This window comes from Stappia indica (assembly GCF_009789575.1).
Taxonomy (GTDB): domain Bacteria; phylum Pseudomonadota; class Alphaproteobacteria; order Rhizobiales; family Stappiaceae; genus Stappia; species Stappia indica_A.
Genome location: NZ_CP046908.1, coordinates 802,107 through 816,414, shown reverse-complemented (window position 1 = coordinate 816,414; position 14,308 = coordinate 802,107). Strand labels below are relative to the sequence as shown.

Genomic DNA, 14,308 nt, shown 5'->3' with positions numbered 1-14,308 from the left:
ATGGGCTGCCGTGCCGGAGCGCTCGGCAGCTACCGGGTGAAGGGGTTCGAGGAGCCGGTCGCCGTCTTCATGCCGCCGTCCGGCTCGATCGGCGCCGACGGCAGCTTGTGCAAGGATTCGGCCAGCGCCCTCGCCCTCGAGGCGAACTGACGGCGGGCGAGCACGCAGACGACGAAGAGCGTGGTCGCCATGAACAGGCGCGGGTCTGCGAACCAGCCGAGATAGCCGACCGAGAAGAAGAACGCCCGCTGGCCGCGATTGAAGTGGGTTCCGGCGAGCACCATGATCCCGGCCGCCTTCTCCGCAAAGACACGGCGATGCAGCTCGGGCGCGTTCTCCTCCGGCATCGCGCCCATCAGGATCGTGGCGTAGTTGAACAGCCGGTAGGCCCAGCCGAACTTGAAGAACGCATAAGCGTAGATCAGCGTCAGGCCGATCACCTTCAGCTCCCACAGCGCCGGGTTGCCGCCGCCCTTCAGGCCGAGGTCGCTCATCATCTTGAGGATCGAGTCGGTCGAGGTGAGCAGGGCGAAACAGCCGCCGATGGCCAGCAGCGAGGTGGAGGCGAAGAAGCCGGTGCCCTGCTGCAGGCCGGCGGCGATCCCCACATCCATGATCCGCACCGGCCGGCGGCTCATCATCTCCATCCAGCCGCGGCGATGCATGTTCATCTGGTGGGAGAGGGTGCGCGTCTTCAGCGGCGACAGCTCGACCACCACGTTGAAGCACAGCCAGGCGGCGATGAACCAGGCCAGCGCCGCCAGATCCGTTCCGGCCAGATCGATCATGCAGGGTCCCCGCGCTTGCGTTGCGTTGCCTGCGAAGTCTGGCCTCGTGCGCGGTGCGGATCAACCACCCTGCGGCGGTGGTCCACGGTCCGCGCGAATTTTTTGCTCCGGCATTCTACTTATGACTTCCTTCTCTTTTTTCCTCGAGGAAGCGCCTTCCTTCCTTGGGGTTATTGCTTATATATCATAAGTTATTTCGATAAGATTTTATATATTTCTAGTTCTATAGTATTATTACGTGTCGTTCTGCTTAGGACTTTGGATTAGCACTTTTTTCATTCGTCTTACGCTACGTTCCCATAGATTTTTTCTTGGGAGAATGACTCCATGTTTTACAGCGGGAAGACGGCGTTCATCGAGGCGATCGGCAGGTCGCAGGCGCTGATCGAATTCAAGCCGGACGGCACGATCATCGATGCGAACGAGAATTTCCTGAAGGCGGTCGGCTATGCGCTGGAGGAAATCCGCGGCAAGCATCATCGCATGTTCGTGCGGCCGAGCGAGCGCGACAGTGCCGAGTATCGTGCGTTCTGGACACAGCTCGCGCGCGGCGAGAAATACGCCGGCGAGTTCCGCCGCATCGGCAAGGACGGACGGGATATCTGGCTGCAGGCGACCTATACGCCGGTCTTCGACCGGGCAGGGCGCACGGTGAAGGTGGTCAAGATCGCCTCGGACATCAGCGATGCAAAGCGGCACAACCTGGAAGTGGCCGGCGAGATCGAGGCGATCCGCCGCTCGCAGGCGGTGATCAGCTTCGCCATGGACGGCACGATCCTGGACGCCAACGACAACTTCCTGCAGGCCATGGGCTATCGCCTCGATGAGATCGTCGGCAAGAACCACCGCATGTTCGTCAGCGAGGAGTACGCTCGCAGCCCGGAGTATCGCGGGTTCTGGGAGGAGCTGCGCGCCGGCCGCTACCAGGCGGACGAGTTTCTCCGCTTCGGCAAGGGCGGCAAGGAAGTCTGGATCCAGGCCAGCTACAACCCGATCCTCGATGAGGACGGCAAGCCGGTTAAGGTCGTCAAGTTCGCCACCGATCGCACGGCCCAGGTGCAGTTGCGCAGGCGCCGCGAAGCCGTCCAGAAGCAGATCGACGGCGATCTGGACTCCGTCGTTGCCGCGATTACCCTGGCGAGCGCCCAGGCGACCGACGCATCCGCCTCGTCCCTGCAGGCTTCGGGCAATGTGCAGGCGGTCGCCTCGGCGACCGAGGAACTCGTCGCCTCCATCGGCGAGATCAACCGGCAGGTCGACCAGGCCATGCATGTGGCCGGACGCGCCGTCGAGGAGGCGCGCAATTCCTCTGCCGTCATGACCGGGCTTGCCGCCAACGCCCGCAAGATCGGCGAGGTGCTGGAACTGATCGACACCATTGCCTCGCAGACCAATCTCCTGGCGCTCAACGCCACCATCGAGGCCGCGCGTGCTGGCGAGGCCGGCAAGGGCTTTGCCGTGGTGGCCGGCGAGGTCAAGAACCTTGCGGCCCAGACCTCGAAGGCGACCGAAGACATCAACGCACGCATCGTCTCCGTGCAGGAGTCCTCGTCCCAGGCGGAAGGCTCCATCCATGCGATCATGAAGATCATCCAGGAGATCAGCGACATCTCGGCAAGCGTCGCGGCGGCGATCGAGGAGCAGTCCGCCGTGACCCGCGATATTTCCGGCAATATGCAGCAGGCCCATGCAGGCGTCGTCGCGATCAGCGGCAACATGCAGTCGCTTTCGGCGGAGACCGAGCGGGTCGAGCAGGCGACGGTGAAGGTGCGCGAGGCCTCCCGCTCCATCGCGTGAGGAGACCTGCGAGCCTTGCTGATCGAGTATAAGCCCGGCGGCTGGGGCGAGCCAGCAGCCGCCGGACAAGACCTTTCGGATCGGGCTCCGGTCCGGTTCGTTCTCACGATCTGGCTTAGGACCCTGTGTCCATGCTCCCGTAGCCGGCGAGCAGCGCCCCGCGCGCGCAAACTCCCGGCAAAAATAATTGGAGTACGCTTGCCGGCTATCCCCGTTGGCTGCGTGTCCGGTTGACTGTTTGTCTGCGGCGGCGCTTATCCCCGTTTTCGGCGGAGAGGCCGGGTGGCGATTTCGAGAGGCGAGTCTCGAAATCTCGCAAAAATTGATACGGATTTCGGCGAATTTCGAGAGCTCGTCGCAAAATTTCGAGACGCCTCCGCGCAAAAATCGCGAGAGGATTGGCGAGGGTCATCGAACTGTCATGCGTGACGTGCAGGTCAGCTCGCACATTTTTTGCGCTTGCGAAATAATTGCCAAATCGTTAAATCCCGCTTCGGACCGAACGCGGCGCGGGGGGCAAAACACGCGCCGCCACACTCGGGCAACAAGGATCTTCATGGACGAACAGGTTCAGAAATCCTGTTGGGGTGTAACGGCTTGGGTCGTTCTCCTGGCGGGTGGCGCGCTTGCGCTGATGTATGTGTTCGGCGGGGATGTCACCCCCGCGACCGTGGCCATCGCCAACTAGACGATAGAGCGCCCGCGAAAAGCGGAGGCGCATGGCGGTCACGTCATCGAACTGCAGGAATTGCGGAGGGCGCGGAGAAATCCGCGCCCTTTTCGCGTCTTTCGGCCGGGTGCAGGGGCGTTTCCGGCGGGGACAGGGCTTGCCCTGCGGCAGCGGCTCGGCAAACATGGCGGCCTCGCCCGGGAGCCGGGCGGCGCGTGCCGGAGTGCAGGGAGAGAGCGATGGCGGGACAGATCACCAAGGGATACAAGGCCTTGCTCGAGGAGGCCAATGCCGCCGTCGAAACGCTGGAGGTCGGTGAGGCCGTGGTGCTGCATGGCGATCCCGGTGTCGTCTTCGTGGATATCCGCGACATCCGCGAATTGGAGCGCGAGGGCCGTGTCCCCGGTGCCGTGCATGCGCCGCGCGGCATGCTGGAGTTCTGGATCGACCCGGAAAGCCCGTATTTCAAGCCGGTCTTCGGCGAGGAAAAGCGGTTCGTCTTCTTCTGCGCCGCCGGCTGGCGTTCGGCGCTGGCGACCCATGCCGTGCAGCAGATGGGCCTTGCCCCGGTCGCGCATGTCGCCGGCGGCTTTTCTGCCTGGCGGGAGGCCGGCGGACCCGTCGACCTGCCCGGAAGTGCGCCGAAAAAGGCTTGAAGATCAGTCGGGTAGCGTTTCGACCCCGATGGGGCGCTCGGTAGCGGCAGTGTTGCGCGGGCGCGCTCGCGGGTCCACCGTCTGGAACATCATCTGCCGCATCACGGCGATGCCGGACGGGGCGCTGGACAGCAGCCCGCCATAGCTCTCCGGCCCGGCCTCGAAGAGGATAAGCAGCACCGGGCCGATCCCCGGCCAGCTGACATCCGCCCCCCAGGCGAGCACGTCGGCGGCGCTCTCGCGGCCCGCGAGGGCGATGGCGTCTTCGCGCGACAGCGACATCCCCTCGCTGTGCGGCCATGCGATCCGCGCCAGTCCGTCGGGAATTCGCCATAATTTCAAGGGGGTACCGATGTCGAGCAGCAGCTCTTCGTCGTTCTCCCGACGTTCGATATACACGATGCGCTGGGTGAGCTCTCCGGGCTGCACCTCCAGGCGCGCCTCGTTTCCGCGCACCACGGCGGTGTTGGCTACGCGGTAGGCCTGGCCTTCCGCACCGGCGGGGACAGCCGTGCCGGCGATGACGGCGAAAAGCGGCATGCTCGCAGCGAGCGCCAGTCTGAAGGCTTGCAACACGAACGGGATCATCGGACCTTGCCGGAGCGGGGATTGAGGCTGTCACTCTAACCCTGTCAGATTTACGAAGGATTGCGTGATGCCGGCGTTATTGCGCCGAATTGTGCGGGAGACAGTGCATGAGACTGGTGATCGGCAACAAGACCTACTCCTCCTGGTCGCTGCGGGCCTGGGCGGCGGCGAAGCTTTCCGGGCTCGCCTTCGAGGAGGTGCTGGTGCCGCTGGACACGCCGGAATTCGCCAATCGGGTCAGGGAAGTCTCTCCGGCGGCGCGGGTGCCGGTGCTGGTCGACGGCGACCTTGCCGTATGGGATTCGCTGGCGATCATCGAGTATCTGGCGGAACTTGCCCCCGCCGGCCGGCTGTGGCCGCAGGACCGGGCGGCGCGGGCGCGGGCGCGCTCGATCTGCGCCGAATTCCATTCCGGTTTTCCGGACCTTCGCGGGCATTACCCGATGAACCTGCGGCGCAGGCCTTCGCCGCATCCGCGCTCGCCGGACGCTGCGCGCGACATCGCGCGGGTTTGCGAGATCTGGCGGGAGTGCCGCGCCGCCCATGCCGGCGAGGGGGATTTCCTGTTCGGCGCCTTTTCTGCCGCCGACTGCTTCTTCGCGCCCGTCGTCAGCCGCTTTCTCACCTACCTTCTGCCGATGGGCGAGGTCGAGCGCGCCTATGCCGAGGCGGTCATGGCCCACCCCATCCTTGTGGAGTGGCGGGAGGGCGCGGCGAACGAAACCTGGGTCGTAGATGCGGACGAGGTTGATTGAATGTCGAGCAAGCTATTGAAATAACGCGCATATATGGATGGTATTGACTAAAACGTAAGCGTCATTCACTGTCCGTCGCAGCATGAAATCGACAAGCTCGGGAGGGGCGCCCGCCGCCCCATCCCGGCAGCAACCGGGGGGACGACCAGGTGGCGATCCTGCGCAGCAATTCCACGACCCACGGGCCGGAGGTGGAGGCCAACCGCGCCGCCTGGGCCGGACTTCGCGCCGACCTTCTCGACAAGCGCCGCACGGCCGCGCTCGGCGGTCCCGAGCGGGCGCGCCAGCGGCATCTGTCGCGCGGAAAGCTGCTTCCGCGCGAGCGCGTCGCCCGTCTGCTCGATCCCGGCAGCCCCTTCCTGGAAATCGGCGCGCTCGCCGCCCACGGACTCTATGACGATGCCATTCACGGGGCGGGGCTCATCACCGGCATCGGCCGGGTATCGGGCCGCGACTGCATGATCGTGTGCAACGACGCCACCATCAAGGGCGGCACCTACTATCCGATGACCGTGCGCAAGCATCTGCGGGCCCAGGAAATCGCGATGGAGAACCGGCTGCCGTGCATCTATCTGGTCGATTCCGGCGGCGCCAACCTGCCCAACCAGACCGAGGTCTTTCCCGACCGCGACCATTTCGGCCGGATCTTCTTCAACCAGGCCAACATGTCGTCCATGGGCATCCCGCAGATCGCGGTGGTCATGGGCTCGTGCACTGCAGGCGGTGCCTATGTGCCTGCAATGTCTGATGAAACCATCATCGTGCGGCAGCAGGGGACGATCTTCCTGGCCGGCCCGCCGCTCGTCAAGGCGGCGACCGGCGAGGAGGTTTCGGCCGAGGACCTGGGCGGTGCCGAGGTGCATACCCGCGTCTCCGGCGTTGCCGACCACTACGCGGTCGACGACGATCAGGCGCTGGCCCAGGCGCGCCGCATCGTCGCCAATCTCAACAGCACCAAGGCGCCGGACCTGGCACTTGCTCCGGTGCGCGCACCGGCGGTCGATCCGCGCGATCTCGACGCGGTCGTGCCGGTGGACCTCAAGAAGCAGTACGATATCCGCGAGGTCATCGCCCGCATCGTCGACGGCTCGGAGCTCGACGAGTTCAAGGCGAATTACGGCACCACGCTGGTGACCGGCTTTGCCCGCATCCACGGTATTCCAGTCGGCATCATCGCCAACAACGGCATCCTGTTTTCGGAATCGGCCGTGAAGGGCGCGCATTTCGTCGAGCTGTGCTGCCAGCGCCGCATTCCGCTGCTGTTCCTGCAGAATATTACAGGCTTCATGGTGGGGCGTGAATATGAAGCGGGCGGGATTGCCAAGGACGGGGCGAAGCTGGTCACGGCCGTTGCCTGCGCCAAGGTGCCCAAGGTCACTGTAATCGTTGGCGGTTCCTATGGCGCGGGCAACTACGGCATGTGCGGGCGCGCCTACGCTCCGCGCTACCTGTTCATGTGGCCGAACGCGAGGATATCCGTGATGGGCGGCGAGCAGGCGGCCAGCGTTCTGGCCACCGTCCGGCGCGACAATATCGAGGCCGACGGCGGCAGCTGGAGCCCGGAGGAGGAGGCGGCCTTCAAGGCGCCGATCCGCGAGAAATACGAGGCGGAGGGCCATCCCTACTACGCCACGGCGCGCATGTGGGACGACGGCATCATCCTGCCGGAGGAGACCCGCACGGTGCTGGGCCTTGCCTTCTCGTCCACGCTCAACGCGCCGGTGCCGGAGACCCGCTTCGGCGTCTTCCGCATGTAATCCCCGTCGCGGGGCGCATGTGCGGCCCCGCTCGCCTTGCCCATTTCAACGAGGACCCACCCCATGCTGGACTCGGTGCTGATTGCCAATCGCGGGGAAATCGCCTGCCGCATCATCAAGACCGCGCGCCGTCTCGGCCTGCGCACCATCGCCGTCTATTCCGAGGCCGACCGCGACGCGCTGCATGTGCGCATGGCGGACGAGGCGGTCGCCATCGGTCCCTCGCCGAGCTCGGAGAGCTATCTGGTCGGAGAGCGCATCCTTGAGGCGGCCAGGGCGACCGGCGCGGCCTCGATCCATCCCGGCTACGGCTTCCTGTCGGAAAATGCCGCCTTTGCAGAGGCTTGCGCGGCGGCCGGCATCGTCTTCGTCGGTCCTTCGGCCTCTGCCATCCGCGCCATGGGGCTCAAGGATGGCGCAAAGTCCCTGATGGAGAAGGCCGGCGTGCCGGTGGTGCCGGGCTATCACGGCGAGCGGCAGGAAGCCGAGTTCCTCAAGCAGAAGGCCTATGAGATCGGCTATCCGGTCCTGATCAAGGCGGTTGCCGGCGGCGGCGGCAAGGGCATGCGCCGCGTGGACAAGGCGATCGAGTTCGAGGCGGCGCTCGCCTCGGCGCAGCGCGAGGCGAAGTCCGCCTTCGGCGATGCCCGCGTGCTGATCGAGAAATTTGTCCTCAACCCGCGCCATATCGAGATCCAGGTCTTCGGCGACGGCAAGGGCAATGCCGTGCACCTGTTCGAGCGCGACTGCTCGGCACAGCGCCGACACCAGAAGGTGCTGGAGGAGGCGCCGGCTCCCGGCATGACGCTGGAGACGCGCGCTGCCATGGGCGCGGCCGCCGTCGCGGCGGCCAAGGCCGTCAACTATGCGGGCGCCGGCACCATCGAGTTCATCGCCGATGGCTCGGGGACCCTGCGTCCGGACGGATTCTGGTTCATGGAAATGAACACCCGGCTGCAGGTCGAGCACCCGGTGACGGAGATGATCACCGGCCAGGACCTGGTCGAGTGGCAGTTCCGCGTCGCCTCCGGCGAAGGCCTGCCGCTGTCGCAGGACGAGATCGCCATCAGCGGCCATGCGGTCGAGGTGCGGCTCTACGCGGAGGACCCGGACACGGGATTTCTTCCCTCGACCGGCCGGCTCGATCTGCTGGAACTGCCTGACTGCGAAGGCGTTCGCATCGATACCGGCGTCGAGACGGGGGCGGAAATCTCCGCCTTCTACGACCCGATGATCGCCAAGCTGATCGCCTACGGACCCGACCGGCAGACGGCGCTCGACCGGCTGGCCGCGCAGTTCGAACGCTCGCTGATCGCCGGCCCGAAGAACAATCTCGCCTTCCTGGCCGCGCTGGTGGCGCATGAGGATGTGCGCCGGGGCGGCTTCGATACCGGGCTCATCGACCGCGACCTTGCCCGGCTGACGGCCGGCGAGGTGGGCGAGGAGACCATCGCCGCGGCCGTCGCCGCGCTGGTGCTGCCGGAAGCCGCGGCCGAGACCTCCGGCTGGCAGGACCCCTTCGCGGCAACAAATGCGTTCGAGCTCACCGGCCGCCGGCAGACCGGCGTTCGCGTCGAGGTGGATGGCGAGCCGCGCGAGGTCGCCATCGAGTGGCAGGGCGGTACCGCTTCCGTCGCCGGCGGGGCAGCTTCCGGCGCGTGCCGCGTGGTGCGCAGCGACCGCGGCACCTACGCGGTTGAGGCGGGGCGTGCCGTGCGCGTGGCCCTCGTCGATCATCTCGCCCGTGTCGCAGAGGACGCGGAAGGCGCATCCGCCGTCAAGGCGCCGATGCACGGCAAGGTGATCGCTGTCGATGTGGCGCCCGGCGACCGGGTGGAAAAGGGCGCGCGGCTGGCCGTGGTCGAGGCGATGAAGATGGAACACGCCATCACCGCGCCGCGCGACGGCACCGTCGAGACGGTCTTCGTCACGGAAGGCGCGCAGGTCGACCAGGGCGCGCCGGTGGTGGCGCTCGCGGACGAGGACTGATCCCGGCGCGGTCCGGTGCGGGCCGGCTCAGTCCGATGCGGAGATAAGCGCGCGGACGAGGCTTTCGGCGTCGGTGAAGCGTGGCTGCCAACCGAGCCGCTGCCTGGCCGTTTCGCCCGAAACCCGTTGCGACAGGGCATAGCCGGCGGAGATGTCGAGGTCCGGCGGCAAGTCGGTGGGCGCCGGCTCCCGCTCCAGCGACAGCGTCGTGCCCAGGCGCCGGCCGACGAGAGCGGCAAGGGGGCCGACGGCAACGGCCTCGACCCCGCAACCGAAGACGGCCAACTGCTCCTGCGATTCCACGGCCCGCACATAAAGGTCGGCCAGGTCGCCGGCCTCGACCAATGGCCACAACGTGCCGGATCCGGCGCGGGTGACAAAAGGCTGGCCAGTCCTCGCCGCCTCGGCCATCGCCTCCAGCGGCCCGGCACCGGGCGCGCAGACGAGGGCGGGATGTACAACCGCGAGCGACAGGGCGTCGATCCGTTCCAGCCTGCCTATCGTCTCGGCGACATGGTCGAAGGCGGGGATCGGCGAGAAGGGCACGCTCTCGCGCAGCGGAGCCGGTGGGGCATCCGGATAGAGCCAGATGCCGCCGGTATAGACGAAGCGGAAGGGAGAGCCGCGTCCCGGCAGGGTTCGCTCCAGGATCGTCGCAAGGGCCTCTTCGGCCGCCTTTGCGTCGCTGTCGAAACTGTTGGCAAGGTGGATGAGGGCATCGCCCGCCAGAGCGGTCGCGCACCAGGTGGCGGTGTCGCCGATGTCGCCCCGCAGCGGCTGCGCCCCGGCGTCCTGCAGGAGCGCGGCGCTCGCCTGCGAACGGGCCAGCGCCGTGACCTTGTGTCCGCGTTCGATCAGTCTGGTGAGAACGGCGCGTCCGATCGTGCCCGATCCGCCGGTGAGAAAGATGTTCATGCGCAAGGAGATAGGCCGGCCGGGCGCGCGTGCAAGCACTGCCATGGCCGACTGATCGCAAATCTTCACCCCCGTTATGGCGAGCGGTTTTTCACCGAGACGGTGCGCCCCACTTGCCCGCCCGATAGAGCTCCCGAATATCTGGGCGGTCGATCTCGTCGATGCTCTTCAGCGGGATCGTCGTGTCGTCCTCAAGCCGTCGTTCGATCGCAGCCCTTGCCATTGCGGAATACCCGGGGCGGGAGGCGGAGATCAATTCTTCCGCGGTTTGGCGGATCATCGCTTCTGGAGATCTGTCGTGACTTCCCAGCCGGGGAGAGCCGAGCGTGGAGTTCCGTATCCTCCCCTCGCTCTTTTCTATGAGCGTGTAGATGAATGGAGGAGCGCCTTTTCGAAATTTCGTTCTTTCCGCATCTTTTTCTTCCTGGGTTTTGGCCAAGATGACAGTTTCGATGAATACATTCGTATAATATTTTAGTTTTTTTTCGTCTATTGGGGAGGGGTGGCCTCCGAAGTATGCTTGAATGTACGGGTTCTTTTTCCCGAGATCGTGCCGTTCCACGCTCATCTGGTCTCGCAGCATAACAACAGGATTCCAGATGATGGTTGCCGCAATTCTATTGCGCTCGTTGTCGATCTGGATGTCCGCATACGAGCCTTTGATTGGGCTCATGAGTGAGTAGAACTGAGCTTTCCGACTTTCGTTGCCGATGAGACCGAGTTTGATGAAATGCAGTTCCACCACTGGAAGTGTTGCGGTGTCGTGGGTGCAAAAAGCTTTCTGGGTGGCGTCGATGACGGCGGTCTCGGCATCCCTGGCAAAGACATTGAAGGGATCCTGGCTGCCTTGATCGGTTAGAACAGCGCGGATATTTTCCTTTCGGCAGTTCGCCCGGCGCCGATCACAGTAAAGCACGGATTCATCAACCATCGACAGGATGATTTTCATCGAGCAATCCGGTTGCGGCTGTTCTTCCTGCTTGGGAGTTGGCGGCTGCGGCTGCTCATTCCATTTCGGGATTGGCAATAGAGATGCCACAACAAGGATTGCGAAGATCAGTATTATCTTGAAATAGGGCATTGTGAGAGCCGTTCGATGCGCTTCAGGCAATACATGTCAGGGTGGGCAATACGCATCTATGTTGGAGGCGGAAATATGCCATTTCAACGATAACTCGACAGGAGCCTGCTTCTTTTCCAGACATCTTGGCCTCCTCCCGTGCGGGGCGTTCGTCGAACCGGTCGGGTGCATCGCCTGTGCATAGCGGGCAGGGCGGGGACTTGCGGGTTTGCCGGCGCGCGCGGAGCCCTATAACAGGGGATCATGCCGCTTCATCTTCTCAAACTCTGCGTCGGCGTCGACGCCATCGAGGATCTCCAGGCCTGGATCGATTTCCGCCTGGAGGAGAAGCGTGCGCGCGGCGAGGCGGCCGAGCAATATCACACCACCAGGATGATCCCGACCCGGCGCGAGGAGCTGCTGGACGGCGGCTCGCTCTACTGGGTGATCAAGGGCACGATCCAGGCGCGCCAGCACCTCGTCGACATCCGCCCCTTCACCGATGCGGCCGGCGTCAAGCGCTGCCAATTGGTGCTGGAGCCGGTGCTGCACCCGACGCGGCCGCAGCCGCGCCGTCCGTTCCAGGGCTGGCGCTATCTCACGCCGGACGATGCGCCGCCCGATATTCGCAAGCTGTCCGGCGGCGGCGACATCCCCGAGACGATGCGCCGGGAACTCGCCGAACTCTGCCTGATCTGACGCGCTCTTTCCCGGTTCAGGCCCACCCGGCGGTCGGACGCGCGACCGCCATGTTGTCGATCAGCCGCGTCTTGCCCAGCTTTGCCGCGACCAGCAGGCGGGCATTCGTGCTGTCCGGTCCGACCGGCGCCAGCGTTACGGCATCGCACAGTTCCAGATAGTCGACCGAAAAGCCTCCCTTGGCGAGCTGCGCAGTGCCGTCCGCCAGCACCGTCGCCACCGGCTCGCCGGCCTCGATGCGGGCGATCGCCTGCCTCAACACCTGCGGGATCAGCGCGGCCGTCCGGCGGGCATCGGCGTCGAGATAGCGGTTGCGCGAGGACATGGCGAGGCCGTCCGCCTCGCGCACGGTCGGGGCGCCGAGGATATCCGTCGGGATGCCGAGATCGGCGACGAAGCGGCGCACGACGGCAAGCTGCTGGTAGTCCTTCTCGCCGAACACGGCGATATCGGGCAGGGCGGCGAGCAGCAGCTTGGCAACGACGATGGCCATGCCGTTGAAGAAATGCGGGCGGGTGATGCTCTCCAACCCTGCCGACGGGCCGCCGACGGTGATGCCGGTGGCAAAGCCATGCGGGTACATCTCGGCGACCGAGGGCAGGAACACGCCCTCGACCGACAGGTCCTCCAGCATGCGGATGTCGGCTTCGTTGTCGCGGGGATAGGCGTCGAAATCCTCGGTCGGGGCGAACTGGGCGGGATTGACGAAGATCGAGACGATGACGTGGCCGGCCTGTTCGCGGGCTGCGCGCACCAGCGACAGGTGGCCCTCGTGCAGGGCGCCCATGGTCGGCACCAAGGCGATGCGGTGTCCGGCAGCGCGTGCGGCGGCGATGTGCTGGCGCAGGTCTGCAACGGTCTCGTGAACCCTCGGCCTGGTCATGTCTTGCGGTATCCTCCAGTGTGCGACGCCGCTCCCGTGCCGGCGCCGGGTACGGTGTTTAACGCCTTTTGCGGTCGCGGTTTGGATTTTTCCGCAATGGGCGCCATATCAAAGACGACTGACTGCAGAGCGTGTTGGAACGGCGAGGAGGGATGGTGGACGACGACCGCAGGATGGAGAAGACGCGCAGCCGCGCCCCGGCCGGGACCAGCGGGGGCAAGGCGCCTGCGCCCTCCGCCAGAAGCGAGATTTCCGCCTTCATCGGCGCGGCCCAGGCGACCCGCGATGTCGCGACGGCCGGGCGTCTGGTGATCGCGCTCGACGCGACGATGAGCCGCCAGCCGACCTGGGACCGGGCCTGCACGATCCAGGGCGAGATGTTTGCCGCCGCCGGCAAGGTCGGCCGGCTTGCCATGCAGCTCGTCTATTTCCGCGGCTTCGGCGAGTGCGCCGCCTCCAAATGGGTGGGCGACGGCGAGGCGCTCGCCCGGCTGATGACCCGCATCGACTGCCGCGGCGGCCAGACCCAGATCCGCAAGGTGCTCCGCCACACCATCGACGAGACCCGCCGGCGCAAGGTGCAGGCGCTCGTCTATATCGGCGACTGCGTGGAGGAGGATGTCGACGCGCTGTGCGCAAGGGCCGGGGAACTCGGCCTGCTCGGCGTGCCGGCCTTCATCTTCCAGGACGGGGCGGACGCCCATGCCGAGACCGCCTTTCGCGAGATCGCCCGGCTGACGCGAGGCGCGCATTTCCGCCTCGACGGCTCTTCGGCGCGCGAGCTTGCCGAGCTGCTCAAGGCGGCGGCGGTCTATGCGGCGGCCGGGCGCGAGGGGCTGGAGCGGCTGACGCGCGGGGGCGATGGCGGGGCGAAGCGGCTGCTGCAGCATCTTGGCTGAGGCGCGATCCGGCTGTGGCAAGCTGCCGCGAGCGGGCGTTCCCGCAGGGGCGCGACAGACACTATAGTGCCGGCACCTGCAAGATTCCGAAAGACGAGGACAGGCATGGGATTTTTCCTGCTCGGCATCGGGCTTCTGGCCCTGCTGCTGACGCTTGCGCATTACACGACACGGGCCAATCCGTCCGATCTCGTCCGCCAGATGAAGACGGCGGGCGGCATCGTCCTTCTCGTCGCGGCGGCGGCGATGCTGTTCTTCCGGCGCATCGATCTGGCGATGCTGGCCGGCGGCTTCGGCCTGACGCTGCTGGGCCTGCGGCGCGCCCGCGGGTTCCGGCCGGCAGGCGAGGGCCAGAACGGCGAAAGCGGAGCGACCTCGACGGTGCGCTCCGCTTTCCTGGAGATGCGTCTCGACCATGACAGCGGTGCCATGGCGGGCGAGGTTCTGGTCGGTCGCTTCGAGGGGCGAACCCTCGACAGCCTGTCGCGCGAGGAGCTTTCGGCTCTTTATGGCGAGCTGTCCGGGGATCCGGACAGCCGCGCCCTATTTGAGGCTTATCTCGACCGCCGGGAGCCCGGTTGGCGTGTAGACTTCGAGGCGGATGCCGCAGCGGGGCATGGAAGCCCGCCGGGCACGGGCGCCATGACCGAGCAGGAGGCCTACGAGGTTCTGGGGCTTTCTCCCGGCGCCGGCGAGGCGGAAATCCGGGCGGCGCACCGCCGCCTTATGAAACGCGTCCATCCCGACCAGGGAGGGAGCGGATTTCTCGCCGCCAAACTCAACGAGGCGAAGGACCTGCTTCTCGATCGTCATTGAACTCACCAGTACGCGTGACAAGTTGATCTGGGTGAT

General features: G+C 65.8%; 13 protein-coding genes. 8 read left to right on the top strand and 5 right to left on the bottom strand.

Annotated elements, in window-relative coordinates; all coding sequences use genetic code 11:
- Positions 1–29: 29 nt before the first annotated feature.
- Positions 30–788 (bottom strand): DUF599 domain-containing protein, encoded by a 759-nt coding sequence (locus tag GH266_RS03775; protein WP_158192707.1) that lies wholly within the window; start codon positions 786–788, stop codon positions 30–32.
- A gap of 327 nt (positions 789–1,115) precedes the next feature.
- Here GH266_RS03775 and GH266_RS03770 point away from each other — a divergent pair, with 327 nt between their 5' ends.
- Both GH266_RS03770 and GH266_RS03765 read left to right on the top strand, forming a co-directional pair.
- Positions 1,116–2,585: a methyl-accepting chemotaxis protein gene (locus GH266_RS03770; RefSeq protein ID WP_158192706.1), complete on the top strand. Its 1,470-nt coding sequence runs from the start codon at positions 1,116–1,118 to the stop codon at positions 2,583–2,585.
- A 909-nt stretch (positions 2,586–3,494) separates the two neighbouring features.
- Positions 3,495–3,911: a rhodanese-like domain-containing protein gene (locus GH266_RS03765; RefSeq protein WP_158192705.1), complete on the top strand. Its 417-nt coding sequence runs from the start codon at positions 3,495–3,497 to the stop codon at positions 3,909–3,911.
- Positions 3,912–3,914: 3 nt separating this feature from the next.
- On the opposite strand, the gene GH266_RS03760 is transcribed toward GH266_RS03765, so the two are convergent.
- A complete protein-coding gene (locus GH266_RS03760) occupies positions 3,915–4,499 on the bottom strand; it encodes a hypothetical protein (protein WP_158192704.1) in 585 nt (194 codons plus the stop codon).
- A gap of 107 nt (positions 4,500–4,606) precedes the next feature.
- Here GH266_RS03760 and GH266_RS03755 point away from each other — a divergent pair, with 107 nt between their 5' ends.
- The 3 genes from GH266_RS03755 (at position 4,607) to GH266_RS03745 (ending at position 9,000) form a co-directional block, all read left to right on the top strand.
- Positions 4,607–5,254, top strand: coding sequence for a glutathione S-transferase family protein (locus GH266_RS03755; RefSeq protein ID WP_158192703.1), 648 nt, complete (start codon positions 4,607–4,609; stop codon positions 5,252–5,254).
- Positions 5,255–5,403: 149 nt separating this feature from the next.
- Entirely contained in the window at positions 5,404–7,011 is a 1,608-nt protein-coding gene (locus GH266_RS03750; RefSeq protein ID WP_158192702.1) for a carboxyl transferase domain-containing protein, read from the top strand.
- A 63-nt stretch (positions 7,012–7,074) separates the two neighbouring features.
- Entirely contained in the window at positions 7,075–9,000 is a 1,926-nt protein-coding gene (locus GH266_RS03745; protein ID WP_158192701.1) for an ATP-binding protein, read from the top strand.
- Positions 9,001–9,027: 27 nt separating this feature from the next.
- Here the strand turns inward: GH266_RS03745 and GH266_RS03740 are convergent, their stop codons facing one another.
- Positions 9,028–9,960, bottom strand: coding sequence for an NAD-dependent epimerase/dehydratase family protein (locus GH266_RS03740; protein ID WP_158192700.1), 933 nt, complete (start codon positions 9,958–9,960; stop codon positions 9,028–9,030).
- A 46-nt stretch (positions 9,961–10,006) separates the two neighbouring features.
- The gene (locus GH266_RS03735) at positions 10,007–10,996 is read right to left on the bottom strand and encodes a hypothetical protein (RefSeq protein ID WP_158192699.1); all 990 of its coding nucleotides are present in this window, start codon (positions 10,994–10,996) and stop codon (positions 10,007–10,009) included.
- Positions 10,997–11,239: 243 nt separating this feature from the next.
- Here GH266_RS03735 and GH266_RS03730 point away from each other — a divergent pair, with 243 nt between their 5' ends.
- A complete protein-coding gene (locus tag GH266_RS03730) occupies positions 11,240–11,674 on the top strand; it encodes a DUF1489 family protein (protein WP_158192698.1) in 435 nt (144 codons plus the stop codon).
- A 16-nt stretch (positions 11,675–11,690) separates the two neighbouring features.
- Here GH266_RS03730 and panC read toward each other — a convergent pair whose 3' ends face one another.
- A complete protein-coding gene (gene panC / locus GH266_RS03725; protein WP_158192697.1) occupies positions 11,691–12,557 on the bottom strand; it encodes a pantoate--beta-alanine ligase in 867 nt (288 codons plus the stop codon).
- A gap of 152 nt (positions 12,558–12,709) precedes the next feature.
- On the opposite strand from panC, the gene GH266_RS03720 reads away from it, so the two are divergent.
- Entirely contained in the window at positions 12,710–13,456 is a 747-nt protein-coding gene (locus tag GH266_RS03720) for a vWA domain-containing protein (protein ID WP_199270434.1), read from the top strand.
- A gap of 105 nt (positions 13,457–13,561) precedes the next feature.
- Complete coding sequence (locus tag GH266_RS03715) at positions 13,562–14,272, top strand: DnaJ domain-containing protein (RefSeq protein WP_158192696.1); 711 nt, start codon at positions 13,562–13,564, stop codon at positions 14,270–14,272.
- Positions 14,273–14,308: the final 36 nt, after the last annotated feature.